Annotated in this window: 25 protein-coding genes; 13 read left to right on the top strand and 12 right to left on the bottom strand. The window is 69.7% G+C overall.

Going from position 1 to position 24,022, the window contains the following annotated elements:
* The 7 genes from K344_RS19780 to K344_RS0102545 all read left to right on the top strand — a co-directional run bounded on the left by K344_RS19780 (position 1) and on the right by K344_RS0102545 (position 6,979).
* Complete coding sequence (locus K344_RS19780; protein WP_051361794.1) at positions 1-1,143, top strand: alginate O-acetyltransferase; 1,143 nt, start codon at positions 1-3, stop codon at positions 1,141-1,143.
* Between the two features lie 23 nt (positions 1,144-1,166).
* Positions 1,167-1,802 carry an alginate O-acetyltransferase AlgF gene (locus K344_RS0102570; protein ID WP_028079363.1) on the top strand — a complete coding sequence of 212 codons (636 nt, stop codon included), beginning with the start codon at positions 1,167-1,169 and terminating at the stop codon, positions 1,800-1,802.
* Positions 1,787-3,385 (top strand): alginate O-acetyltransferase, encoded by a 1,599-nt coding sequence (locus K344_RS19775; protein ID WP_051361793.1) that lies wholly within the window; start codon positions 1,787-1,789, stop codon positions 3,383-3,385. Before K344_RS0102570 ends, K344_RS19775 begins: the two co-directional genes overlap by 16 nt.
* Positions 3,378-4,490 carry a mannuronate-specific alginate lyase gene (locus K344_RS0102560; RefSeq protein ID WP_051361809.1) on the top strand — a complete coding sequence of 371 codons (1,113 nt, stop codon included), beginning with the start codon at positions 3,378-3,380 and terminating at the stop codon, positions 4,488-4,490. Before K344_RS19775 ends, K344_RS0102560 begins: the two co-directional genes overlap by 8 nt.
* A gap of 89 nt (positions 4,491-4,579) precedes the next feature.
* The gene (locus K344_RS0102555; protein ID WP_028079361.1) at positions 4,580-5,080 is read left to right on the top strand and encodes a dihydrofolate reductase; all 501 of its coding nucleotides are present in this window, start codon (positions 4,580-4,582) and stop codon (positions 5,078-5,080) included.
* A 216-nt stretch (positions 5,081-5,296) separates the two neighbouring features.
* Positions 5,297-6,595 carry a POTRA domain-containing protein gene (locus K344_RS0102550; RefSeq protein ID WP_028079360.1) on the top strand — a complete coding sequence of 433 codons (1,299 nt, stop codon included), beginning with the start codon at positions 5,297-5,299 and terminating at the stop codon, positions 6,593-6,595.
* A 117-nt stretch (positions 6,596-6,712) separates the two neighbouring features.
* A complete protein-coding gene (locus K344_RS0102545) occupies positions 6,713-6,979 on the top strand; it encodes an acyl-CoA-binding protein (RefSeq protein ID WP_028079359.1) in 267 nt (88 codons plus the stop codon).
* Between the two features lie 92 nt (positions 6,980-7,071).
* On the opposite strand, the gene K344_RS19770 is transcribed toward K344_RS0102545, so the two are convergent.
* From K344_RS19770 to ettA, 4 genes are all read right to left on the bottom strand, one after another.
* Entirely contained in the window at positions 7,072-7,419 is a 348-nt protein-coding gene (locus tag K344_RS19770) for a YXWGXW repeat-containing protein (protein ID WP_051361792.1), read from the bottom strand.
* 192 nt (positions 7,420-7,611) lie between these two features.
* Entirely contained in the window at positions 7,612-8,559 is a 948-nt protein-coding gene (locus K344_RS0102535; RefSeq protein WP_211234458.1) for a peptidylprolyl isomerase, read from the bottom strand.
* Complete coding sequence (locus K344_RS0102530) at positions 8,538-9,293, bottom strand: ATP-binding protein (protein ID WP_028079357.1); 756 nt, start codon at positions 9,291-9,293, stop codon at positions 8,538-8,540. Before K344_RS0102530 ends, K344_RS0102535 begins: the two co-directional genes overlap by 22 nt.
* 160 nt (positions 9,294-9,453) lie before the next feature.
* Positions 9,454-11,118 carry an energy-dependent translational throttle protein EttA gene (gene ettA / locus K344_RS0102525; protein ID WP_028079356.1) on the bottom strand — a complete coding sequence of 555 codons (1,665 nt, stop codon included), beginning with the start codon at positions 11,116-11,118 and terminating at the stop codon, positions 9,454-9,456.
* An 86-nt stretch (positions 11,119-11,204) separates the two neighbouring features.
* Here ettA and K344_RS0102520 point away from each other — a divergent pair, with 86 nt between their 5' ends.
* The 3 genes from K344_RS0102520 to K344_RS0102510 all read left to right on the top strand — a co-directional run bounded on the left by K344_RS0102520 (position 11,205) and on the right by K344_RS0102510 (position 13,585).
* Positions 11,205-11,750 (top strand): DUF4124 domain-containing protein, encoded by a 546-nt coding sequence (locus tag K344_RS0102520; RefSeq protein ID WP_028079355.1) that lies wholly within the window; start codon positions 11,205-11,207, stop codon positions 11,748-11,750.
* Positions 11,751-11,763: 13 nt separating this feature from the next.
* Positions 11,764-13,005 (top strand): threonine ammonia-lyase, encoded by a 1,242-nt coding sequence (locus tag K344_RS0102515; RefSeq protein ID WP_028079354.1) that lies wholly within the window; start codon positions 11,764-11,766, stop codon positions 13,003-13,005.
* A 103-nt stretch (positions 13,006-13,108) separates the two neighbouring features.
* Entirely contained in the window at positions 13,109-13,585 is a 477-nt protein-coding gene (locus K344_RS0102510) for a hypothetical protein (protein WP_028079353.1), read from the top strand.
* Between the two features lie 9 nt (positions 13,586-13,594).
* Here K344_RS0102510 and K344_RS0102505 read toward each other — a convergent pair whose 3' ends face one another.
* Positions 13,595-14,761: an MFS transporter gene (locus K344_RS0102505; protein WP_028079352.1), complete on the bottom strand. Its 1,167-nt coding sequence runs from the start codon at positions 14,759-14,761 to the stop codon at positions 13,595-13,597.
* Between the two features lie 93 nt (positions 14,762-14,854).
* Here K344_RS0102505 and K344_RS0102500 point away from each other — a divergent pair, with 93 nt between their 5' ends.
* Together K344_RS0102500 and K344_RS0102495 are read left to right on the top strand one after the other, a co-directional pair.
* Positions 14,855-15,076, top strand: coding sequence for a DUF3565 domain-containing protein (locus K344_RS0102500; RefSeq protein ID WP_043113626.1), 222 nt, complete (start codon positions 14,855-14,857; stop codon positions 15,074-15,076).
* A 61-nt stretch (positions 15,077-15,137) separates the two neighbouring features.
* Positions 15,138-16,139: a 2-hydroxyacid dehydrogenase gene (locus K344_RS0102495; RefSeq protein ID WP_028079350.1), complete on the top strand. Its 1,002-nt coding sequence runs from the start codon at positions 15,138-15,140 to the stop codon at positions 16,137-16,139.
* Between the two features lie 361 nt (positions 16,140-16,500).
* Here K344_RS0102495 and K344_RS0102490 read toward each other — a convergent pair whose 3' ends face one another.
* From K344_RS0102490 to K344_RS19765, 5 genes are all read right to left on the bottom strand, one after another.
* Entirely contained in the window at positions 16,501-17,652 is a 1,152-nt protein-coding gene (locus K344_RS0102490; RefSeq protein ID WP_028079349.1) for an acyl-CoA dehydrogenase family protein, read from the bottom strand.
* A gap of 114 nt (positions 17,653-17,766) precedes the next feature.
* Complete coding sequence (locus tag K344_RS0102485) at positions 17,767-18,909, bottom strand: acyl-CoA dehydrogenase family protein (protein ID WP_028079348.1); 1,143 nt, start codon at positions 18,907-18,909, stop codon at positions 17,767-17,769.
* 275 nt (positions 18,910-19,184) lie between these two features.
* Positions 19,185-20,096 (bottom strand): carbon-nitrogen hydrolase, encoded by a 912-nt coding sequence (locus K344_RS0102480; protein WP_028079347.1) that lies wholly within the window; start codon positions 20,094-20,096, stop codon positions 19,185-19,187.
* A gap of 4 nt (positions 20,097-20,100) precedes the next feature.
* A complete protein-coding gene (locus tag K344_RS0102475) occupies positions 20,101-21,138 on the bottom strand; it encodes an agmatine deiminase family protein (RefSeq protein ID WP_028079346.1) in 1,038 nt (345 codons plus the stop codon).
* Positions 21,139-21,240: 102 nt separating this feature from the next.
* Positions 21,241-21,612, bottom strand: coding sequence for a hypothetical protein (locus tag K344_RS19765; RefSeq protein WP_051361791.1), 372 nt, complete (start codon positions 21,610-21,612; stop codon positions 21,241-21,243).
* A 182-nt stretch (positions 21,613-21,794) separates the two neighbouring features.
* Between K344_RS19765 and K344_RS0102465 the strand changes: the two genes are divergently transcribed.
* Complete coding sequence (locus K344_RS0102465; RefSeq protein ID WP_028079345.1) at positions 21,795-22,352, top strand: hypothetical protein; 558 nt, start codon at positions 21,795-21,797, stop codon at positions 22,350-22,352.
* A 50-nt stretch (positions 22,353-22,402) separates the two neighbouring features.
* On the opposite strand, the gene K344_RS19760 is transcribed toward K344_RS0102465, so the two are convergent.
* The gene (locus K344_RS19760) at positions 22,403-22,858 is read right to left on the bottom strand and encodes a hypothetical protein (protein WP_043113492.1); all 456 of its coding nucleotides are present in this window, start codon (positions 22,856-22,858) and stop codon (positions 22,403-22,405) included.
* Between the two features lie 106 nt (positions 22,859-22,964).
* Positions 22,965-23,849: a thiamine pyrophosphate-dependent enzyme gene (locus K344_RS0102455; protein ID WP_169729224.1), complete on the bottom strand. Its 885-nt coding sequence runs from the start codon at positions 23,847-23,849 to the stop codon at positions 22,965-22,967.
* Positions 23,850-24,022: the final 173 nt, after the last annotated feature.

The raw sequence follows: 24,022 nt of genomic DNA, 5'->3' as shown, positions 1-24,022 counted from the left end.
ATGAACGACATGAGGCGCGAAAGCCTGACCGGGCAGACGGTCGAACTGCGCGAACGGCTCAGCGCCACCACGCTGCTGCATGGCCTGCTGTTCGCGCTCGCCGTGCTGGCCGTCGCCCTCGCGGCGCTGGTCAGCGCGCGGCATTTCGAGCCGAAGGTCGATGCGCAGGTGCTCGACGGCCGCATGGCGCAGGACTTCGAGCATCACTACGACCAGTCCTTTCCCGCGCGCGGCTTCGGCATCAGCCTGTGGGCGGCGATCGACTATCTGCTGTTCGACGAGGCGCAGACCGGCGTCGTCGCCGGCAGGGACGGCTGGCTGTACACGGACGAGGAATTCAACGTGGTCGACGGCGCCGAGCGCGTCGTCGAGCACAACCTGGCGCTGGTCGACCGCGTGCGCGACGCGCTGGCGGCGAAGAACGTGCAGCTGGTGGTCGCCGTGGTGCCGGCCAAGGCGCGCGTCTATCCCGAGCATCTGCGCGCCGGCCACCTGCCGCCGGCCCTGCACCGCGGTCTCTACGACCACGCGCAGGCGGCGCTGGTCGCGGCGGAAGTCGCGCACCCCGATCTGTTCGATCCGCTCGAAGCCGGCAAGGCGCGGGCGCCGACCTTCCTGCGCACCGACACGCACTGGACACCGTTCGGAGCACGACTGGCGGCGCGCTCGGTCGCCGCCAGCGTGCGGCAGGAGCTGCCAGCGCCGGCGACACGCAGCGCCTACACGACGACGGTGCAGCCGACGCGCGAGCATCGCGGCGATCTCTTCAACTTCCTGCCGCTCGAGCCGTACTTCGGCTGGCTGCTGCCGCGCGCCGACACCATCACGCCGACGCAGACCACGGCCGACGCCGGTGGCGACCTGTTCGGCGCCAGCGCGGCGCCGCGCATCGCCCTGGTCGGCACCAGCTACAGCGCCAATCCGAACTGGAACTTCGTCGGCGCGCTCGAGCAGCAGCTCGGCGAGGACATCGCCAACTACGCGAAGGACGGCGAGGGGCCGTTCGTGCCGATGGACCGCTACCTGCACGGCGGCGATTTCGCGGCGGCGCCGCCGCAGCTAGTGATCTGGGAAATCCCCGAGCGCTATCTCGCCATGCCGCAGAAGGACACGACGCTGGCGGCGCCGGCCGCCGCGCACTGAAGACCCACAGGAGGACCTCGAAAATGAAGAACCGCCATTTCCACTCGCCGCGCCGCCGCACAGCCCTCGCCGTCGCCGCGTTCGGCAGCCTCGTCGCCGGCGGCGCGCAGGCCGGGCTCTATCCGCCGGCGGCGCCCCCCGATTCCGCCTTCGTGCGCGTCTTCAACGCGACCTCGCAGGGCAGGCTCAATGCGCAGATCGGCGACAAGACGCTGCCCGATCCGGCGCCGCTCGATGCCAGCGCCTACGTGTTCCTGCCGCCCGGCAGCTATCCGGCGAAGATCGCCGGCCAGTCGGACACGCTCAAGCTCGACAGCAAGCGCTGCTACACCGCGGCGGCGACCACAAAAGGCATCGAGACCTTCGACCAGGACTGCTTCAGCAGTCAGCTGAAATCGCTGATCTCGGTCTACAACCTGATCGACGGCACGACGCTGACGGTCAAGGCCGGCGACAACGGTCCCGCCGTCGTCGACGGCGTCGCCGCCGAGAAGTCGGCGCACCGCGAGGTCAATCCGGTCAAGGCCTCGCTGGCCGTGTTCAACGGCGGCAGCAAGCTCGCCGACGCCAGGCCGATGACGCTGGAGCGCGGCAAGGTCTACAGCCTGTTCGTCACGGGCACGACGGCGGCGCCGGTGCTGACATGGGTCGTCAACTGAACGGGCGCGGCTGGCGCGCGCCGCTGGCCACGGCCGTGCTCGCGGCGGCCGCGGCGCTGGCATCGGCGGCGCCGGCCGCGGCGGCGCCGGCGGTCGCGCCGCAGTACGACCTGGCGCTGTGCTGCCGGCTCTGCCCGAAGGCGGCCGATCCGGCGGTGTACGACGGTTCTTCGTATCTCGAAGAGTTCCGCGTGCTGCAGCAGGGCCGCGACGGCTGGCTGTTCCGCTCGGGCATCGACCTGACGACGAAGATCGACATCAGCGACGAAAGCCTCGCCGAGCTCAAGCGCCTGGCCACCGTCCTGCGCAAGCGCGGCACCGAGCTGGTCATCGTCTTCCAGCCGCCGCGCGCGCTGATGGACCCGGACAAGCTGACGGCGGAACAGCGCAGACACTATGACTTCGCCGCGGCGAAGAAGGCGTATGGCAATGCGCTCGCGCGCATCCGCACGGCCGGCGTCAGCGTCGCGCCGCTCGATCGCCTGATCGACGAACACAAGGGCTACGAATACTTCTTCCGTCGCGATCATCACTGGACGCCGCAAGGCGCCGAGCATACCGCGCAGGTCGTCGCCGACACCGTGCAGCAGCTGCCGGCCTTCCAGGATGTGCCTCGCAGGAGCTTCGTGACCAAGCCGGCGATGCTGATCGGCAAGCCGGGCACGCTGCAGAAGGTGGCGTCGCAGATCTGCGGCGGCGTCTATTCCATGCAGTACGTGACCGGCTATGCGACCGAGCCGGGCGACGGCAGCGGCGAGACCGGCGGCGACGCGCTGCTCGGCGACGCCAAGGCCACGCCGGCCGCCAACGACGCGACGGCCGGCGGCCTGCTCGACGCGACCGGCGGCGACGACGGCGGCCTGCTCGGCAATGGCGGCGACGGCGAGGTGCCGCAGATCGTGCTGATCGGCACGTCGAACAGCGACAGCAAGGGCGGCTACAACTTCGGCGGCTACCTGCAGCAGTATCTGGGTGCCGATCTGCTCGACACCGCGCTGTCCGGCGGTTCGTTCGACGGTTCGTTGCTGCACTACCTGCCGAGCGAGCTGTACCAGAAGCATCCGCCGAAGATCATGATCTGGGAAATGCCCTGGCAGAACTGGCCGGGCAGCGACAAGAATCCGTACAAGACCTTCCGCCAGGCCGTGCCGCTGGTGCACGACGGTTGCCACGGGCGCCCCGCGGCGCTGGCGCAGACCGTGCAGCTGCAGCAGGGCAGCAACGAGCTGCTGTTCAACGGCGGCGGCAAGGTGCAGAACCTCACCGGCGCGCGCTACTGGCTCGACATCCAGTTCGACGATCCGACCGTCAAGGATCTGCACGCGATGATCTGGTACTTCAGCGGCCAGAAGGAATCGCTGAAGCTGCACTTCAATCAGTACGTCGACAACGGCGGTCGCTTCGTCACCGAGCTGCGCAGCAACCGGCCCGACTACGCCGCGGCAACGTTCATGGGCGCCACGATCGAGCTCGATCAGGCGCCGGCCAGACCCCTGAAAGCGAGCGCGCAGCTCTGCGAGGCGGCCGATGCGCCGTCGCAGCAGACGGCCACCCTGGAGGATCGCAAGCATGCGCATGACTGACCGCCCATCCGCGCTGGCGCGCTGGTCGCGCCGTGTCGGACTCGGCTGCGCGCTGGCGCTGAGCGGCGCGGCGACGCCGGCGCTCGCCGACCGGCTGGTGCCGCCGCCCGGCTATTACGCGCCGGTCGCGCGCGGCGGCAAGACACCGGCATGCCCGCCGCCGCCGCCGCCGTTCGCCGGCACGCTCGACTTTCCGAGCAAGTACGAAGGCTCCGGCAAGTCGCGCGACACGCTCAACGAGGCGTCCGATGCACGCTACAAGACATTGACCCTGCCGATCACGACGATGGAGAAGGGCGCCACGCGGCTCGTCGACCAGTACATGGACAGCGGCTCGCCGCAGGCGCTTGCCTGCGTGCTGGCCTGGTACGGCGGCTGGGCGGATGCCCGGGCCCTGCTCGGTCCGGCGGCGAACCACACCGGCAAGTCGATGCGCAAATGGGCGCTCGCGAGCCTGTCGAGCGCGTGGCTGCGCCTGCAGTTCTCCAGCTCGCAGCCGCTGGCCGCGCACGCGCAGGAGGCGGCGAAGATCCAGGCCTGGCTCGGCGCGATCGCCGACCAGGTCGTGCACGAGTGGAACGAGGACGATCCGCGCGAGCGCATCAACAACCATTACTACTGGGCGGCATGGAGCGTGATGGCGACCAGCGTCGTCGTCGACCGGCGCGACCTGTTCGATTGGGCGGCGAAGATGTACGGCATCTTCGCGGCGCAGGTCGACGCCGACGGCTATCTGCCGAACGAGATCAAGCGGCAGACGCGCGCCGCCGGCTACCAGGTCTACGCGCTGACGCCGGTGGCGATGATGGCGGCGTTCGGCAAGGCCAATCATGTCGATCTCGCCAGCCAGGGCAGCAACGCGCTGCAGCGCGCCGCCGAGCGCGCGATCGGTGCCTACGACGATCCGCGCGCCTACGAAGCGAAGACGGGCAAGCAGCAAGTGCTCGAAGGTGCCGACGAACAGAGCTCGAAGCTGGCCTGGCTCGAACCTTACTGCTGGACGCTGGCCTGCAGCGGCGCGGAGTCGGCCAAGCTCGGCAGCCTGCGGCCGATGAAGAACACACGGCTCGGTGGCGATGTCACCGCCGTGTTCGCGCCGCGTTGAGTGCCAGCGCCGCCGTCGGCGCCCGCGCGCGGCGGCGACGGTATAGTGCGCGCGCCACGCTGCGTGGCGAGAACGATGACCGCCTGCCCATGCCGAATCTCAGCCTCGTCGTGGCGATGGATGAAGACCGCCTGATCGGCCGCGCCAACGGCCTGCCGTGGCGCCTGCCCGACGACATGAAGCACTTCCGCCGCGTCACGCTGGGCAAGACCGTGCTGATGGGCCGCAAGACCTGGGACTCGCTCGGCAAGCCGCTCGCCGAGCGCGCCAACTGGATCGTCTCGCGCGATCCCGCGTTCGCGCCGCAGGGCGATGGCGTCCGCGTGTTCCGCTCGCTCGACGAGGCGCTCGCCGCGCACGGCGACGGCGAGCTGATGGTGATCGGCGGCGCGCAGCTGTACCGGCAGACGCTGCCGCTGGCGCAGCGCATCTATCTCACCGAAGTGCAGGCGCGCGTCGGCGACGGCGATGCCTGGTTTCCGCCCTTCGATCGCAGCGCGTTTCGCGAGATGGCGGTCGAGCCGCACGCCGCCGACGGGCGGCACGCTTTTCCGTTCCGGATGGTGACGCTGGAGCGGCGCGTCGCCTGAGTGCGCGTCGCCGGCGACAACAGGCCCGACGGCGCCGATGCACGGCGGGCTTCACCAACATTGTGTTGACGTCGCGCCGCTACAGTGGATGCGTGACATCCACGGCCGCGGCATTCCGCTGCGCCGTCCTCCCGGTGTCACGGGGTCGAGGGCATGCGGCAGGCGGAACGAGCGGGGCGCTGGCAGTGGACGGGTGCGCCGGTGCTGGCGGCGGCCATGGCGGCCGCGCCCGGCGCCTGGGCCGAGGACGCGGCGACCGAAGCGCCCGCCGATGCCGCCGCGGAAACGCGCGGCGCGCCCTCGGCTGCCGCGCAGGCGGCGCCGCAGCCGGCGATCGGCGAGATCGTCTTCGAGGGCAACGAGCACACGCGCGCCGAGACGATGCAGCGCGAGCTGAAGATCGCCGTCGGCGATCCGGCCGATGCGCGGCGCATCGAAGCCAGCCGCCAGGCGATCCAGGATCTCGGCCTGTTCAAGAACGTGCGCGTGCGCGAGGAAAGCCTCGCGGACGGCCGGCAGCGGCTCGTCTTTCACGTCACCGAGCGCCACTACCTGCTGCCGCTGCCGCGCTTTGACGCCAAGAGCGACGGCCGCTACAGCTATGGCGCGCAGGTGCGCTGGGACAATGCCTGGGGCCTCGATCACTCGCTGCGCCTGCTGTGGCTCGAGGAAGACGCCAAGCAGCAGGGCATCGGCCGCGAAACCGAGTACTCCGGCTCGTACTCGATTCCGTTCATCGACGGCTCGTCGTACGGCATCAACGTCTACGGCGGCTATCGCAGCCGGCCGGTCGACAACGACGACGGCAGGAGCTACAGCGAATCCTTCCGCGACGCCGGCCTCGCGCTGTCGCGCCATCTCGGCGGGCCGCCGGCGAGCCAGGGCTGGCGTGTCGCGGTCGGGCTCGACTACGACGACGAGGCCACCAGCGGCGCCAACGCGGCGCCGGCCTACGGCACCGCCTGGTCGCCGACCTTCAGCCTGCGCTACCGCGACTGGCACTACCGCATCTACAGCGACGTCGGCGAGCAGTTCGCGTTCAACTACAGCTTCGCCAGCGAGACCTTCGGCTCGGACTACCACTACGAGCGCATCACCGCGAGCTACGCGCGCGCCATGCAGATCGGCGCCACGGATCACCAGACGCTCGCCTTCAACGCCAGCACCGGCCTCTACTTCGGTCAGCCCGAGCAGCTGCATCCGTTCGGACTCGGCGGCGCCGATGCCCTGCGCGGCTACGAAGTGAACTTCCGCGAAGGCGACGCCTTCTGGCTGCTGCAGCTCGAGTTCGCGCGGCCGCTCTACAAGCCCTGGCCCTGGCTGCGCGGCGTCGTCATCCTCGAAACCGGCAACGTCATCGACAAGGCTTCGGACTTCGAGTTCGACAGCCCGCGCAGCAGCCTCGGCGTCGGCCTGCGCGTGCGCTTCAAGAACTTCGTCAACTTCGAGTTCGAGGCCGGCTACGCGATCCCGCTCAACGGCGGCGGCGGGCGCATGTTCGCCAGCAAGGTCTAGGACCTGTCAACAGACTCCGGCCTCACCTTGCGGCCGCGGTCGCGCTGTCGGCGATGCGAATCGTCGGCCGGCGGCGCTTTGCTATGCTCGCCGCCTCACCACGACGAGGGGACGCACATGGCCGATCTGAAGGCGGATTTCGCGAAGGCGCAGGCGGACGTCAAGACGTTGAGCAAGCGTCCGGGCAACGACGACATGCTGTTCCTCTACGCACACTTCAAGCAGGCCAGCGAAGGCGACGTCAGCGGCTCGCGCCCCGGCATGCTCGACATGGTCGGCCGTGCCAAGTACGACGCCTGGGCCAAGCTCAAGGGCGTCAAGGCCGACGACGCGATGAAGAAATACGTCGACAAGGTCGCGGCGCTGCTGAAAACACACAAGTAAGCGGCTCGTCCGCGCGCAGGAAAAAAGGGCCGTCAGGCCCTTTTTCCTTTTGCCGGCCGCCACGGTAGTGGCGCGGCGGCCGGCGCGGTGCATCAGTGGGGGTGCGGTCCGTGGCCGCCATGGTCGTGGCGATCGGCGCTCCAGTGGCCGCGCACGTAGTGCCAGTTCGGGCCGCGCCGCACCCAGTGATCCGCACTCCAGTGATAGCCCGGGCGGGCGCGCGCCCAGTAGCCGTCGACCCAGACGTGGCGGCGACCGTCCCAGCGCCAGTAGCCCGGCGCGTAGACGTAGCCCGGACGCGGTGCCGGTGCGACGACCACGCGGGCCGGCGGCGGGCCGATGTTGATGTCGACGCCGACCGCGACGGCGGCCTGCGAAGCGAGCGGCGCCAGCGTGGCGCCGGCGAGCGTGAGAGCGAGCAAGGTTTTCCTGATGGACATGGCAGCCTCCTGCGACTGACCTTCGGGCGGTGCGCAATGCCCTGGCCCTTGCGATCCATCCTGCTGCGCCGCGCTGAGCGCCAACTGAAAAACGCGTAACGAAGGGTAAAGGCGGCGGTGACGCTTGATGCGCGTCGTCGCGCGCCGCCCTTGCACGGAGCGGAGCGCCGTGCGCGGCGCAGGGCCCGGCGCTCAGCGCGCTTCGCTCGCCGGCCTTTCCCGCACCGGCAGCGGCACGTTGCAGACGTCGATGCGGCCGGCCGGCGCCACGTACCAGTCGTCGCGGCGCTTGCGGCGCGATTCGACGAGCGCGGCGAAGGTCGGCGTGTCGCTGCGCAGCAGTTCGAGCGCCGGCCGATCGGCCGGCGGCAGATCGGCGACGACGCGCATGCGCGTGATCGGCGGCTTCGGCTCGGCCTCGGTATAGAAGCCGAGCGCGCCGCTGCCGCGCGGCAGCGCCGACAGCAGCGCCATGCCCTGCACGACGCGGCCGACCAGCGCGATGTTGCGGTCGAGCTGGCGCGGCGCCTGGCCGATGACGACGTACAGTTCGTTGCCCGGCCCGGAGCGCGGATCGTTGTCGCGACCGGCGCCGACCATGCCGTAGCAATGCGTCAGCCAGGCGGCGCCGCGCCTGCTGTCGCGCGCCGCCGGAAAGCTGTCGGCGAAGCCGCTCTGCGGCGCATAGAGATCGCCGTCGGGCAGCGCGGTGAAGGGCAGGCCGCGGCTGGCGCGCGTGAATTCCGGCGCCAGCGACGCGGCAGCGTCGCCGAGGCTGCGCGCCGCCGCTTCGCCGGCGTGCGGATCGCCCCATTGCGTGACGAAGTTGTCCTGCACGCGCGTGATCGCCAGGCCGTCGAAATAGTGCGCACGCACCAGCGTCTTGATGTTGGCGACGTGCGCCGGCGCGAAACGCGGCGCCAGCTCGATGACGACCTGACCGCCCGGCATTTCCATCAGCAGCGCGTTGTCGGCATCGAGCGGGCGCCAGTCGCCGGCCGGCGAGGCGTCGAGTATCTGCTGCAGGGTCCTGGCGCGCGGCGCGTCGGCGGCAAAGGCCGGCAGCGCGACCGCCAGGGCGAGCACGAAAGCGAGGCGCAGGCGCGGCCGCCGCGGATTCAGGCGTGGCGCCCCGCCCAGTCGCGCGCGAACTGGCGCGCGACGCGGCCGGAGCGCGAGGCGCGGTTCAGGGCCCAGCGCAGCGCCGACTTCTCGGTGTCCTCGTCCCAGGCGGTGTGGCCGAGCTTGGCGAGGTGCAGGCGCACGACCTCGAGGTACTGGTCCTGGGTGAACGGCTGGAAGCTGAGCCAGAGGCCGAAGCGCTCCGACAGCGAAATCTTCTCCTCGGTCGATTCGCCCGGATGCAGCTCGTCCTCCATCCAGTGGTATTCCTCGTTGTCGCGCTTCATCTCCGGCATCAGGTGCCGGCGATTCGAGGTCGCGTAGATCAGCACGTTGTCCGGCGGCTCCTCGATGCCGCCGTCGAGCGCCGTCTTCAGCGCCGTCAGCGCCGGATCGTTGGCGGCGACGGAGAAATCGTCGACGTAGAGGATGAAGCGCTCGTCGCGCTCGCGCAGCGGCGCGACCACGTCCGGCAGGTCGATGAGATCGTGCGCCGCCAGCTCGACCAGGCGCAGGCCGCGCGGCGCGAAGGCGTTCAGCACCGCCTTGACGATCGACGACTTGCCGGTGCCGCGCGACCCGGTGAGCAGCACGTGGTTGGCCGGCTTCTTCGCGACGAACTGCTGCGTGTTCTGCACGATCGCCGCCTTCTGCCGCTCGATGCCGAGCAGCTCGTCGAGCTGTACGGCGTGAACGAATTCGATCGGCTTGAGCCGTTTTTCGTGCCAGCGGTAGGCGAGGTGCGTGCTCATCGGCGGGTATCGTTTCGAGGTCGTGCCGCCCTGCGGCGGTCGCTGCGCATCCTACGTCCTGCGCCGGCGCCTGTCCTGCGCCGGGCGGACAGCAGCGTTCGCGAAGCGGACACGAAAAAGGCGGCGACGCGACCGCGCCGCCGCCTCCTGACGGCGGCGATCAGGCGAGCTTCCTGTGCCGGTTGCGGCGGTTGACGCCGGGCTCCGAGCCGGTGCGGCGGCGGAAGTCGTCCTCGTACTCGCGGTAGTTGCCTTCGTGCCAGATCACTTCGCCGGAATCCTCGAAGGCGAGGATGTGCGTGGCGACGCGGTCGAGGAACCAGCGATCGTGCGAGATCACCAGCGCGTTGCCGGGGAAATCGAGGATCGCTTCCTCGAGCGCGCGCAGGGTTTCGACGTCGAGATCGTTGGTCGGCTCGTCGAGCAGCACGACGTTGCCGCCCTGCAGCAGCATCTTGGCGAGGTGCACGCGGTTGCGTTCGCCGCCCGACAGTTCCTTGAGGCGCTTCTGCTGCGACTCGCCCTTGAAATTGAAGCGGCCGATGTAGGCGCGGCTCGGCATTTCGAAATTGCCGACGCGCACCAGATCGTTGCCGCCGGCGACTTCCTGGAACACCGTGTTGTCGCCGTTCAGCGCGTCGCGGCTCTGGTCGACGTAGGCGAACTTCACGGTCTCGCCGATCGTGATCTCGCCCTCGTAGTCCTTGTCCTGGCCGGTCAGCATCTTGAACAGCGTGGTCTTGCCCATGCCGTTGGCGCCGATGATGCCGACGATGGCGCCGCGCGGCACGCTGAAGCTGATGCCCTGGTACAGCGTGCGGTCGCCGAACTTCTTGGTGAGATTCTTGACTTCGATGACCTTGTCGCCGAGCCGCGGGCCGGGCGGGATGTACAGCTCCTTGGTCTCGCTGCGCTTCTGGTATTCCTGCGAGGCGAGCTCCTCGAAGGCCTTGATGCGCGCCTTGCTCTTGGCCTGGCGGCCCTTGGGATTCTTGCGCACCCACTCCAGCTCTTCCTTCATCGCCTTGGTGCGCGCGTCCTCGGCCTTCTGCTCGTTTTCGAGGCGCTTCTCCTTCTGCTCCAGCCAGCTCGAATAATTGCCCTGCCAGGGAATGCCGTGGCCACGGTCGAGTTCGAGGATCCAGCCGGCGACGTTGTCGAGGAAGTAGCGGTCATGGGTGACCGCGATGATGGTGCCGGGGAAGTCCTTGAGGAACTTCTCCAGCCAGGCCACCGATTCGGCGTCGAGATGGTTGGTCGGCTCGTCGAGCAGGATCATGTCCGGCTTGGACAGCAGCAGCCGGCACAGCGCGACGCGGCGGCGCTCGCCGCCGGAGAGCCTGGTGACGTCGGCGTCCCAGGGCGGCAGGTTGAGCGCCTCGGCGGCCTTGTCGAGGATGACGTCGAGGTTCTCGGCATCGGCGGCGGCGATCTTCGCCTCGAGATCGGCCTGGCGGGCGGCGAGCTTGTCGAAATCGGCGTTCTCCTCGGCGTAGGCCGCGTAGACGGCGTCGAGTTCTTCCTTGAGCTTGAGCACGTCGGAGAGAGCTTCCTCGACGTTCTGGCGCACGGTCTTGTCCGGGTCGAGCTGCGGTTCCTGGGGCAGGTAGCCGATCTTGAGGCCCGGCATCGGCCGCGCCTCGCCGACGATGTCCTTGTCGATGCCGGCCATGATGCGCAGCAGCGTCGACTTGCCGGCGCCGTTGTAGCCGAGCACGCCGATCTTGGCGCCGGGGAAGAAGGACAGCGAGATGTCGCGCAGGATTTCTTTCTTCGGCGGCACGATCTTGCCGACGCGATTCATCGTGTAGACGTACTGAGACATGGGACGCGGAAATCTCGGAAGGGGAATGCGAAAAGGAGCGGAATTGTACCGAATCAAGGGGGATGAGCCCCCATGCGGAGGCTGCCATGCAGGACCATAATCGCGCCGGACGTCGAAGCTGCCGCGGCTGGTATCCGTACGTGCTCGCCCTGGCGCTCGGCGCTCCGGCGGCACAGGCCGCGGTCTACCGCTGCAGCGTGGGCGGCGTCGTGCAGTTCAGCGACCGGCCCTGCCAGGCCGGCGACGCGCCGCTGGACCTCAAGGCGCCGAACGTCGTGAAGGCGGACGACGGTGCCGCGCCGCTGGCCGAGCAGTACGACCGCCGCGTGCGCGAGTACGGCAAGGCGCGCGCCGCCGAGGACGCGGCCTGGCGCAAGGATCACGAGGCGCGCAGCGCCGATGCCGAGCGCCTGCGCGCGGCGCGGGCCCGGCGCGAGGTGGTACGCGGCATGAGCGCCGCCGACGTGCGCCGCCTGCTCGGCGAGCCGCGCACGACGGCGACGGCGAGCGGCAAGGGCGGCACGAAGGAAACCTGGACATACGCCGACGAGGGCGACGGGCGCGTGACGGTGACGCTGCAGGGCGGCGTGGTCAGCGACGTGCGGCGCGGCGGCGGACGCAAGCGGAAATAGGAAACGCATGACGATGGATGCTCGGGCTTTGCCGGTTACGTTCGACGACGTGCGCCGTGCGGCGCAGATGATCGAAGGCCAGATCGTGCGCACGCCGTGCACGCGCTCGCGCGTGCTCTCGCAGATCACCGGCGCCGAGGTCTGGATCAAGTTCGAGAACTTCCAGTTCACCGCCTCGTTCAAGGAGCGCGGCGCGCTGAACAAGCTGCTGAGCCTCTCCGAATCCGAGCGCGCCGCCGGCGTCGCCGCCATGTCGGCCGGCAATCACGCCCAGGGCGTCGCCTACCACGCCACGCGGCTCGGCATCAAGAGCGTCATCGTCATGCCGGCCAACACGCCGTTCACCAAGGTGCGCAACACGCGCGAGCTCGGCGGCGAGGTGATCCTGCACGGCGAGACGCTGGCCGATGCGCAGGAGTTCCTCGAGGCCGAGCTGCTGCGCAAGCGCGGCATGACCCTGGTGCATCCCTACGACGATCCGTACATCGTCGCCGGCCAGGGCACGGTCGCGCTGGAGATGCTCGAGCAGGCGCCGGAGCTCGACACGCTGATCGTGCCGGTCGGCGGCGGCGGACTGATCTCCGGCATGGCGATCGCCGCGCACGGCATCGCCCCGACGCTGCGCGTGGCCGGCGTCGAGTCGATGGCCTATCCGTCGGCCTACGCGGCGCTGCAGAACGATCCCGCGCTGGTCAAGGGCGGCCAGACCATCGCCGAAGGCATCGCCGTCAAGAACATCGGCAAGCTGACGCTGGCCATCATCCGCGAGCACGTCGCCGAGCTGATGCGCGTCGACGAGGCGGCGATCGAGCGCGCGATCGGCCTGCTCGCCGCGATCGAGAAGGTCATCGCCGAGGGCGCCGGCGCCGTCGGCCTCGCCGCGCTGCTCGCCGATCCGGCGCCGTTCGCCGGCCGCAAGGTCGGGCTCGTGGTGTCCGGCGGCAATGTCGATACGCGCCTGCTGGCCTCGGTGCTGCTGCGCCAGCTGGTCAACGAATCGCGCCTGATCTCGCTGTCGATCGACATCGAGGACCGGCCCGGCTTTCTGGCCCGCGTCGCCGGCCGCATCGGCGAATCCGGCGGCAACATCATCCAGGTCCACCACGAGCGCCTGCATCGCGGCCATGCCAAGAACGCCACGCTGGAAGTGATGGTGGAGGCGCAGGACGAGGCGCACGCACGGCAGATCTTCGACGATCTCGCCGCGCACGGTTTCGTCGTGCGCAAGGGCACCGGCGGCATGGAGTTCGACTGAAGCTCCGCCGTCAGCGCCTGCTCAGAGCGCGGCGGCGGCGCGTCCGGATGGCGCCGTCGGCGGGGGGCGCCGACAATGCGTCTCCGCGGCCGGAGATCCCGTCATGAGCAAGCGTCCATTGAACCTGTTCGAGTCCGCCGTCAGCCGCGCGCGCGTGATCCGCCAGGGCGACATCACGCAGATCGTCATCGACGGCGGCGGCGCCTTCGTGACCTTCACGCAGGAGTTCTACCAGGCGCAGAAGTGGGCGATGCCGAAGACCGCGACCGGCAACATGATCACCGACCGTGGCCGCTTCTTCGAACAGATCGGCACGCTGATCTCGCGGCCGGGCAGCATGGTCAGCACGCGCGGGCACAGCAAGCACGTCGAGCAGCTCGCGCGCAAGATGAACCAGGCCGGCTACGAGATCGGCGAATGGATGTTGCCGCCGGAACTGAAGGACATCGCCACGGCGCATCTGCGCAGCGCGGCGCGGCCGAAGAAGAACGACGCGGCGGCGGACGGAGCGCCGCCGCCGCCCGACGCGCCGGCCGCGAAAGCCGACGAGGACGACGACGCGCCGGCCTGGCTGCGATAGCCGTCGCGTCTACGCCTTCGCCGCGCGTCGCTGGCGGAAGCCGCGCCGGCCGAGCGTGACCGAGACGGCGCCGGCGAGCGTGATCAGCGCGATCACGCCGGGCCAGCCGAAGCGCGCCCACAGCGGCGCCGGCAGCACGCCGCCGACGCTGCCGCCGAGGTAATAGCAGGTGACGTAGAGGCCCACCGCCGCGCCGCGCGCCTGCGGCATCGCCTCGCCGACGAAGGTCGTCGCCGCCGTCTGCGCGAAGAACAGGCCCGTCGAGAACAGCGTGAGGCCGGTGATGATGGCCGGCAGGGTCGGCAGCAGCGTGATCAGCAGGCCGGCGATGGCCGCGGCCCAGGCCATCGCCAGCACGCGCGCGTGACCGTGGCGGTTGAGCAGGCGGCCCGACATCGGCGTCGTCACCATGCTGAGCAGGTAGACGATGAAGATCGCCGACAGGCCGGCCGGGCCGAGATTGAACGGCGGCTCGGCGAGATGCAGCGAGACGTAGGTGAAGCCGGCGACGAGCGCGAACAGCAGGGCGAAGCCCGCCGCGTAGATGGCGCGCAGGGCGGGATCGGCGAACAGGGCGGCAAAGCGCACCGGCGCGGCGTGCCCGGGCCGCGGCCGCGGTGCGTCGGGCGCCAGCCAGGCGCGGATCAGCAGCGCCAGCAGCAGCTGCAGCACGGCCAGCGCGGCGAAGGCCCAGCGCCAGCCGGCGAATTCGGCGACGAGACCCGACAGCAGCCGCCCGCAGAAGCCGCCGCCGATCGTGCCGGCGACGTACAGGGCGGTGACCGGGCGCGCCTCGAGCGGCGGCCACTGGTCGGCGGTGTAGGCGACGGTCACGGCGAAGATGCCGGGCAGGGCGAGGCCTTCGAGCAGGCGCGCCGCGACCAGCAGCGCCGGCGTCGGCGCGAGCGCCGACAGCAGGCTCGGAATCGCCGCGAGGAAGGCGGCGAGCACGATCACGCGATGCCGTCCGAGACGGTCGCCGAGCCGCCCCACGAACGGCGCCGCCAGCGCCACGCCGGCGGTGCCCGCCGAGACCACGGCGCCGGCCATCGCCGCACTCATCGTCGAGTGGGGGCCGGCGAAGTGCCGCAGCAGCGGCAGCAGCGACTGCGGCGCGTACAGCGGCACGAAGGCGGCGGCACCGGCGAGGCAGACGGCGAGGCGGCGGCGGTCCATCGGTTGGCGGTCCGGAAGCGAAGGCGGCGCACGGTACGCCGCGAGGGCGGACGACGCAATGCGCGTGCCCTATGATCGGCGGCCATGAACGGCATCGCACGGCGCATCACCGGCTTTCATCGCGACGAGGAAGGCCACTGGGTCGCGCAGCTCGAATGCGGCCACAACCAGCACGTGCGCCACAGCCCGCCCTGGCAGAACCGGCCCTGGGTGACCGGCGCGCAGGGTCGCGGCGCTGCGCTCGGCACCGCGCTCGCCTGCGTGAAGTGCGTCAGCGGCGCGCCGCCGGATGCACGGCCGGCCGGTGACGGCTGAGGCCGCCGCGTCGCGCGCCGATCCGGCATGATCACGGCGTGATCCGACGCAGAGTACGCCGATGCGCGTCCTTTTCTTCAGTGCCCGCGAATACGACCGCCGTTCCTTCTCGGCCGCCGGCGGCGCGCACGACTGCGTGTTCGTCGAGGCCCGGCTGAGTGCGCAGACGGCGGCGCTCGCGGCCGGCTATCCGGCGATCTGCACCTTCGTCAACGACGTGCTCGACGCGCCGGCGCTGCAGCGCCTCGCGGCGCTCGGCGTGCGCCATGTCGCGCTGCGCTGCGCGGGCTTCAACCAGGTCGACCTGCGTGCCGCCGAGCGTTGCGGCATCGCCATCGCGCGCGTGCCGGCGTATTCGCCGCATGCGGTCGCCGAGCATGCGGTTGGTCTGATCCTGACGCTGAACCGCAAGTTCCATCGCGCCTACAACCGCGTGCGCGAGAACAACTTCCTGCTCGACGGGCTCGAAGGCTTCGATCTGTACGGCAAGACCGTCGGCGTGGTCGGCGCAGGGCGCATCGGCGCGGTGTTCGCGCGCATCATGCTCGGCTTCGGCTGTCGCGTGCTGGTGCACGACCCGCTCGCGCAGGACGGCGCGCTGCGCAGCGCGGGCGCCGCGTTCGCCGCGCTGGACGAGGTGCTCGCCATGTCCGACATCGTGTCGCTGCACTGTCCGCTGACGCCGCGGTCGCAGCATCTGATCAATGCCACGTCGCTGGCGCGCATGAAGCACGGTGCGATGCTGATCAACACCAGCCGCGGCGGCCTGCTCGACACGCCGGCGGTGATCACCGCGCTGAAGTCCGGCCAGCTCGGTGCGCTCGGCCTCGACGTCTACGAGCAGGAGGGCGATCTGTTCTTCGAGGACTTGTCGTCGACGATCGTCGGCGACGATGTCTTCCAGCGTCTGCTGACCTTCCCGAACGTCGTCATCACCGGGCACCAGGCCTTCTTCACGCAGGAGGCGCTCGCCGCGATCGCGAGCGCCACGCTCGCCAATCTCGACGACTTCGAAGCCGGCCGGCCGTGCGCCAACCGGCTGACGGCGGCCCTGCTGCGTTAGCGGCGGCGATCGACAGGCACGAAAAAGGCGGCGGACCGCAGTCCGCCGCCCGAATCGACGCGCGCGCCTCCAGAACTTCGCGCCGAGCGTGATGCCGTAGGTGACCGGCGAGGCCCAGACGGCTTCGATGCCGGAGGTATTGGCGTTGATGTACGACAGACAGCTCGCGCCGAGCTTGGCGGTGAACTCCGCGAGCGCTGCATGCGCTTGCCGGCGGCGGCCGCGCGTTCGACGGTGCGATCCGATTTCATGCTCTTCTCCTCCCACCTTTCAAGAATGCGCCGCGCCGTTTGGCCGGCCAGGGCCGCGGTGAAAGGGCTTTGCGCGCTTCGCTCGAGCGGCGGCTCCGGCCGCCGTGTGCTCAGCGGCCGACCAGCGACCGCGCGATCACTTCCTTCATGATCTCGTTGCTGCCGCCGTAGATGCGCTGGATGCGCGCGTCGGTCCAGTAGCGCGAGATCGGATACTCGCTCATGTAGCCGTAGCCGCCGAACAGCTGCAGGCAGGCGTCGACGACGCGGCCCTCCATTTCGCTGGTCGCCAGCTTGATGATCGCCGCCTCGGTCACGCCGAGCTTGCCCTGCGCGTACAGCGCGCGGCACTTCTCGTAGTAGGCGCGGTGGATCTCGATGTCGGTCTTGATCTTCGCGAGTTCGAAGCGCGTGTTCTGAAAGCTCGCGACCGGCGCGCCGAAGGCCTTGCGTGTCGTCACGTATTCGACGGTGCGTTCCAGCGCGCCTTCGGCGTGCGCGACGGCGGCGACCGCGAGCATCAGGCGCTCGCGCGGCAACTCGTCGATCAGATGGCCGAAGCCGCCGCCGGTGCGGCCGAGCAGGCTGTCGGGCGCGAGCGGCACGTTGTCGAAAAACAGCTCGGAGGTGTCGGCGGCGTGCATGCCGATCTTGTCGAGATTGCGGCCGCGCTTGAAGCCGGGCAGGTCGGCATCGACGAGGAACAGCGAGGTGCCCCTGGCGCCGGCTTTCGGATCGGTCTTGGCGGCGACGATCACGACGCCGCAGTGCTGGCCGTTGGTGATGAAGATCTTCGAGCCGTTGAGGCGCCAGCCGTCGCCGTCCGGGGTCGCCGTGGTGCGGATCGCCTGCAGATCGGAGCCGGCGCCGGGCTCGGTCATCGCCAGCGCGCCGAAGCATTCGCCGCTCGCCATCCTCGGCAGGTATTTCCGGCGCTGCGCTTCGCTGCCGAGATGCAGGATGTACGGCGCGACGATGTCGGAGTGCATCATCATGTTCGAGCACAGCGACATGTAGCCGAGCCGGGCGCTTTCCTCGTGGATCGCGAAGGCGAATTCCAGCGGCGCGCCGCTGCCGCCGTACTCGTCGGGCGCGTCGACGCAGAGCAGGCCGGCGGCGCCGAGCTTCAGATACAGCTCGCGCGGCAGGATGCCGGCCTTCTCCCACTTCTCGTAATGCGGCGCGACTTCGTCGGCGAGGAAGCGGCGCACGGTGTCGCGCCAGGCGGTGAGTTCGGCTTCGATCGGTTGGGCGGCGGTCATGGCGGTCAGGCATCGTCCGTAAGGGCAGGCGCAAATGGTCCGGCAGCAAGGCAGGCGCCGCCTCCCTGAATCGCAGTAGACCGGCGCCGCCTTGCGCCGGCCGATTCCGCGGCCTCAGCGCCCGACCAGCGCGCGCGCGATGACTTCCTTCATGATCTCCGACGTGCCGCCGTAGATGCGCTGGATGCGCGCGTCGATGAAGTAGCGCGAGATCGGGTACTCGGTCATGTAGCCGTAGCCGCCGAACAGCTGCAGGCAGGCATCGGTGACGCGGCCTTCCATCTCGGTGGTGGCGAGCTTGATCATCGCCGCCGTCGGCACATCCATCTTGCCTTCGGCGTACAGCGCCGTGCACTTCTCCATGTAGGCGCGGTGCACTTCGATGTCGGTCTTGATCTTCGCCAGTTCGAAGCGTGTGTTCTGGAACGCGGCGATCGGCTGGCCGAAGGCCTTGCGCGTCGTCACGTACTCGATGGTCTTCTCGAGCGCGCCCTGCGCATGGGCCACGGCCGACACGGCGAGCACGAGGCGTTCGCGCGGCAGCTCGTCGATCAGATGGCCGAAACCGCCGCCGAGGCGGCCGAGCACTTCGTCCTTGCCGATGCGCAGGTTGTCGAAGAACAGTTCGGAAGTATCGGCCGCGTGCAGGCCGATCTTGTCGAGATTGCGGCCGCGCTTGAAGCCGGGCAGCGAGGTGTCGACGGTGAACAGGGTCGTGCCCTTGGCGCCGGCTTTCGGATCGGTCTTGGTCGCGAGCACGACGACGCCGGCGTGCTGGCCGTTGGTGATGAAGGTCTTCGAGCCGTTGATGAGGTAGTCGTCGCCGTCCGGCGTCGCGCTGGTCTTCATGCCCTGCAGGTCGGAGCCGGCGCCCGGTTCGGTCATGCCGATCGCGCCGATGCATTCGCCGCTGGCCATGCGCGGCAGATACTTCCGCTTCTGCGCCTCGCTGCCCAGATGCAGGATGTACGGCGCGGCGATGTCCGAATGCACGGTGAGGTTCGAGGCCAGCGCGAGGAAACCCATGCGCGCGACTTCCTCGACGATCACGCAGGAGAACTCGAACGGTGCGCCGATGCCGCCGTACTCCTCGGGCTGGTCGACGCAGAGCAGGCCGGCTTCGCCGAGTTGCAGGTAGAGCTCCTTGGGGAAGATGCCGGCCTTTTCCCATTTCTCGTAATGCGGCTCGACCTTGTCGGCGAGAAATTTGCGGACCGTGTCGCGGAAGAGTTCGAGTTCGGAGGAGGAAGTGGTCATGGTCGCTCACATGTCATGAATGAAAACGCACGGGGCGGGGCCCCAGCCCCGTCCGTTCACCGGGCATGAACTGCCGCCGGCAGTTCATCGAATCCCCGGTTCGCTATCGCGGAACGGCTGCAGTTGTTCCTGGGCGGACACGGGAGATTCCTCGATGGTGGAATGGGTGTGGCCGCTGCGGCGCGGGGCGCGGGCAGGGCGAGCGTGGAGACGTGACTGTGCCGCGTGGCGCGCGCCGCTTCAATCGCCACGGCGCCACGCACCGTGGCCGGCGCTCAGTCGCGGAAGCGCCTGGTCAGATCGCCATAGGCGTCGATACGACGGTCACGCAGGAACGGCCACCAGCGGCGCACGTTCTCGCTGCGTTCGAGGTCGACGTCGGCGAGCAGCACGTCGGCCTTCTCGCCGGCCTTGGCGATGAACTCGCCCTGCGGGCCGGCGATGAAGCTGTGGCCCCAGAACTGCGAGCCCGGCCACTGGCCGCTCGGGTCCGGCTCGAAGCCGACGCGGTTGGCGACGATCACCGGCAGGCCGTTGGCGACGGCGTGCGCACGCTGGATCGTCACCCAGGCATCGCGCTGGCGCGCGCGCTCCTCGTCGCTGTCCTGCGGGTTCCAGCCGATCGCGGTCGGATAGAGCAGCAGGTCGGCGCCGGCCAGCGCCATCAGCCGCGCGCCTTCCGGATACCACTGGTCCCAGCAGACCAGCACGCCGAGCTTGCCGACGCTGGTCTGGATCGGCGTGAAGCCGCCGGTGGCGGCCCCGGTGTTCGCATCGCCGGGCGTGAAGTAGAACTTCTCGTAGTAGCCCGGATCGTCCGGGATGTGCATCTTGCGGTAGACGCCGGCGAGGCTGCCGTCCTTCTCCAGCACGACCGCGGTGTTGTGATACAGGCCCGGCGCGCGGCGCTCGAACAGCGAGCCGACAATGACCACGCCGAGCTCCTTGGCCAGCGCGCCCAGCCATTCGCTCGACGGGCCGGGAATCGGCTCGGCGAGATCGAACAGCTCGGTCGATTCGTGCTGGCAGAAGTACAGCGAGGTGTGCAGCTCCTGCAACAGCACGAGCTTCGCGCCGCCGGCCGCCGCGGCGCGGATGCCTTCCTCGGAGATCTTCTGGTTGACGTCGCGCTCGCTGGTGCACGGCTGCTGGACGACGCCGACGCGCAGGGTCTTGTTCTTGCTCATGGGTTCAATCCTCTCGGGGCGCGCCCGGAATCTGCATCGTCACGCAGTGCAGGCTGCCGTACTGTTCGATCAGCGCGCGGCAATCGATGCCGAGCACCTCGCGGCCGGGGAAGCAGGGCGCGAGGCGCTGCAGCGCGACCGCATCGTTCGGATCGCCGTAGGTGGGCACCAGCACGGCGCCGTTCAGGATCAGGAAATTCGGATAGCCGGCCGGCAGACGCTTGCCGTTTTCGTCGAAGGCCGGCAGCGGCAGCGGCAGCGGCACCAGCTTGTACGGTTCGCCGTCGAGGGTGCGCAGGGCCTGCAGCTCGGCTTCCATCGCCTTCAGGTCGGCGTAGTGCGGATCCTGCTCGTCGTCGCAGGCCTGATAGGCGATCGTCGTCGCGTCGCAGAAGCGCGCGATGGTGTCGATGTGGCCGTCGGTGTCGTCGCCGATCAGATCGCCGTGCTTCAGCCACAGCACGCGCTGCACGCCGAACCAGCCTTTGAGCTTCTCCTCGATCTGCGCCTTGTCGAACTGCGGATTGCGCGTCGGCGCCAGCAGGCAGCGCTCGGTCGTCAGCAGGGTGCCGAGGCCGTCGGATTCGATGCCGCCGCCTTCGAGCACGAAGTCGAGCGTCTCGACCGGCGCCTGCCACGCGTCCTGCGCGGCGAGCGCGCGCGTCAGCTGGTTGTCGAGCGCGGCGTCGAACTTGCCGCCCCAGCCGTTGAAGACGAAATCCAGATGCACCGGCCGGCCGTCGCGAAACACCGTGATCGGGCCGTGATCGCGTGCCCAGACATCGTTGGCCGGCGCCGGGTACAGGTCGACGCGCCTGGGGTCGACGCCGCCGGCGAGCAGCTTCCTGCCGAGTTCCTGCACATCGTCGCCGCAGGCGATGATCAGATCCTCGAAGCGCGTGATCGCCGCGGCGATCGCCACGAAGGTGTCTTCGACGGCGACGAAGTGCTTCGCGAAGTCGCCGTCGGGCCGCGGCCAGGTCAGCTGCACGGCGCGTTGCGGCGCCCATTCGGCGGGCAGGACGGTGGTCGGAGCGGTCATCGGCGTTCCACGGCGGAAAAGGGGCGGAAGGAAACGATAAGGGGGCGCTTGCGCGCCCCCGATTCTGCGATGCCGATTTTACCGTGCGGCGACGCCGCGCCGCTATTCGCCGGAGGTGCGCGCCGGTTTCAGCTCGTCGACGTGCGAAAGCGGCGGCGGATCGCCCTTGATCACCACGTCGACCACCGTCGTGCGCTCGAAGAACACCGAGTAGCCGTCGTAGTCCCAGCGCGTGATCGGCGGATGCTGCGGCTTGCCGCCGCCGGCCGGCGCGTGGCGCAGCTTGGGCTCGCCGAACTCGCGCAGCACCGTCGCCTCGCTCTGGCCGCGATGCGGCAGGACCAGCGGCTTCGGCTGTTGCGCCGAACCTTCGACGGCCGGCACCGCGAGTTCATCCGCCCCGGCGAGACCGCCCCCGAGCGCCGCCGTCAGGCACGCCGCGATCAGTGTTCCAATCGAAAAAGTCTTGCGCATAAAAAGACTTGGCCCCCAAATCTGAAAATCACTATAACACCGGCCCGCGGCGTTTTCGATCCGCCACCGCAGCCGCCGCGAGGCGTGACGGACTGCTCAACGTCCGCGCGAAACGGCGCGAGATGCGGCAGGCGGTCGGCTAGGATCGCGCACGCGTTTCATCAACTCGGGGATGGGGACTTATGTTGCGACACGCTGGCAAGAGACTGGGCGTCTGCCTGCTGGGCACGGCGCTGACGATGCAGGCTGCGGCCGCCACGCAGGGCGCGCCGCCGGCCAGGCAGGCGCCGGCGGAGCCGGCCGCCGCGGTGGACATTTGGGGCAGCGTGGGCGCGGGCTACTACGATGGCGAGGATTACGCGCCACCGCCCGGCGGCACGAAGAGCGATGCGCAGAAGGTCGGCGGCTGGGAGGGCTATGCGGCGCTGACCTTCGGCAGCCGCGCGGCAGCGCGCCTGCGCGCCGCCTGGATGGCCGACTACACGAGCAATACCGCCGAGGAAGTCGCGGCCGAGATCGGCATGGCCCTGTATTCGACGAAGGCCTACCTGTTCGCCGGGGCGAGTCGTCTCACCGACGTCGCCAATGATCGCCAGCGCCCGATCGTCGGCGTGCCGGTCGAGCTGCTGTTCTACCCGACGCGCGGGCTCGAGCTCGGCGTGCACGGCAATCTCAATTCACAGAGCGACTTCATCGGCGTCACGCTGGGCGGCGTGTTCGGCAAGAATCGCGCGCGCTGAACGGCGGGCGAAGGAAGCAGGCCGGCGACGCGCGGGCCTGCTTCGTCGATTCAGGGGACCCGCGCCGGATGCGGCTCGCGCTTCTCGCCGGGCACGTCCGGCATGATGTTTTCGATGATCAGCGGCTTGTATTTGATCGCATAGCCGACCTTGCAGCCGCTGAGCGCCTGCACGGCGCGCCGCTCGCGCTCCTGCGAGCCGGCGTCGATCAGCAGGAAGTCCCAGCCCTGCCGCGCCAGTTCGAGCTGCTTCTGCCGGACCTGGAGGCTGGAGCCCATCGACGCGAACAAGGAGGGCGACTCCAGGTTGTGCTCGGCTTCGCGCGCCATCTGCGCCGCTTTCACCAGGGTGATGTCGTCTTCGGCGAAGCCGCTTTCCTGCAGGTGATGCAGAGCGTCCCGTGCGCATTCCGGCGAGGCGAAGCCGGCCACGATATAGCCGGTCGGATAGAACATGCCGCCTTCGGACCTCTGGTTCGCGCGATCCTGCTGTTCGAGCTTGCTCATCGTTCGTGCCTCCATGGCGGTCGGGAGCACGCACTCCCACGCCTTAGAGGTCCAGGGCGGGCGAGGGTTCATCAAGCCGCCGTTCAGCGGCGGGCATCGGCCTTGCTCAGCGCGCGCCGCTGCAGGCGCCGAGAAAGCCGCGCGCGGCGACTTCGGCGCTTTCGCCGGCGCGCATCAGCAGCGCTTCTTCCTCTTCGATCGACCACAGGCCCTGGCTGCCGATGTAGCGCCTGAGACGGCGGATCGGGCAGCGCTCCCAGGCGGCGCGCAGGTCGTCCGCGCTGCGCGGCGCCGTTTCGTCGCCGCCTTCGTAGAGCTGCCAGGTCAGGGCCTCGACGAAGGTGGGGCCGCCGCCGCGCCGCGCGCGCTCCACGGCCAGATCGAGCACGTGACGGACGGCGATGACGTCGTTGCCGTCGACCGCTTCGGCGTGGACGCCGGCGGCCAGGGCGCGCCGCGCCAGCGGTGCGCGATGCCGGCGCGCCTCGTTCGCCGCCGTGCGCGCGACGCTGGCGGCGACGACGACCAGCGGCAGATTGGCGTGCATCGCCGCCAGCAGGCCCTCCTCGACGCCGGCCTCGCCGTCGGCGCAGCTCAGCAGCGCGATCGGTCCGTCGCCGCGCGCGCTGCGGCGCGCCAGTTCCAGGGCCGGCAGCAGGGGCGAATCCTGCTCGCCGGCCGGATCGCTCCAGTACGCGAAAAGCTCCTGCATCGCCGCGCCGCGCAGCAGTTGCGCGGCCGCATCGCGATGCGCCGGCAACAGCAGATCGTCGGCGCGCAGCGCGCCGCCGATCGCCGTGCCGATCGCCTCGAACCCGAGCCGCGGCGAATAGCCGCCGAGCTGGCCGGCACGCTGCAGCGCGGTCGCCTTCTTGTCGAAGATGCGCGCCTCGACCATGGTGCCGTACAGCGCGCGCAGGGTGCCCGACTGGCGTGCGAAGGCCGGCAGCGGCGCGCAGAGCTGGCCCTCGGCGTCGATGAACCGCGTCACGTCGATGTCGAAGCGGACGACTCGCCTCGCCGGTGGATCGGGCTGGATCACGCGCACCTGTGCTGTAGTCGGACGAGGGCCGCGGACCCCTGCGGCCTCCGGCGGCGTGAGCGCCGCCCGCGCCTTCCCCGCGGCGGCTCGCGACCGATTCTCCGCGCCGCCCCCGGGCACAG

The sequence above is a fragment of the Solimonas soli DSM 21787 genome, from assembly GCF_000474945.1.
Taxonomy (GTDB): domain Bacteria; phylum Pseudomonadota; class Gammaproteobacteria; order Nevskiales; family Nevskiaceae; genus Solimonas; species Solimonas soli.
The sequence above is the reverse complement of the archived record's forward strand: the minus strand, read 5'-3'. Positions and strand labels throughout refer to the sequence as shown.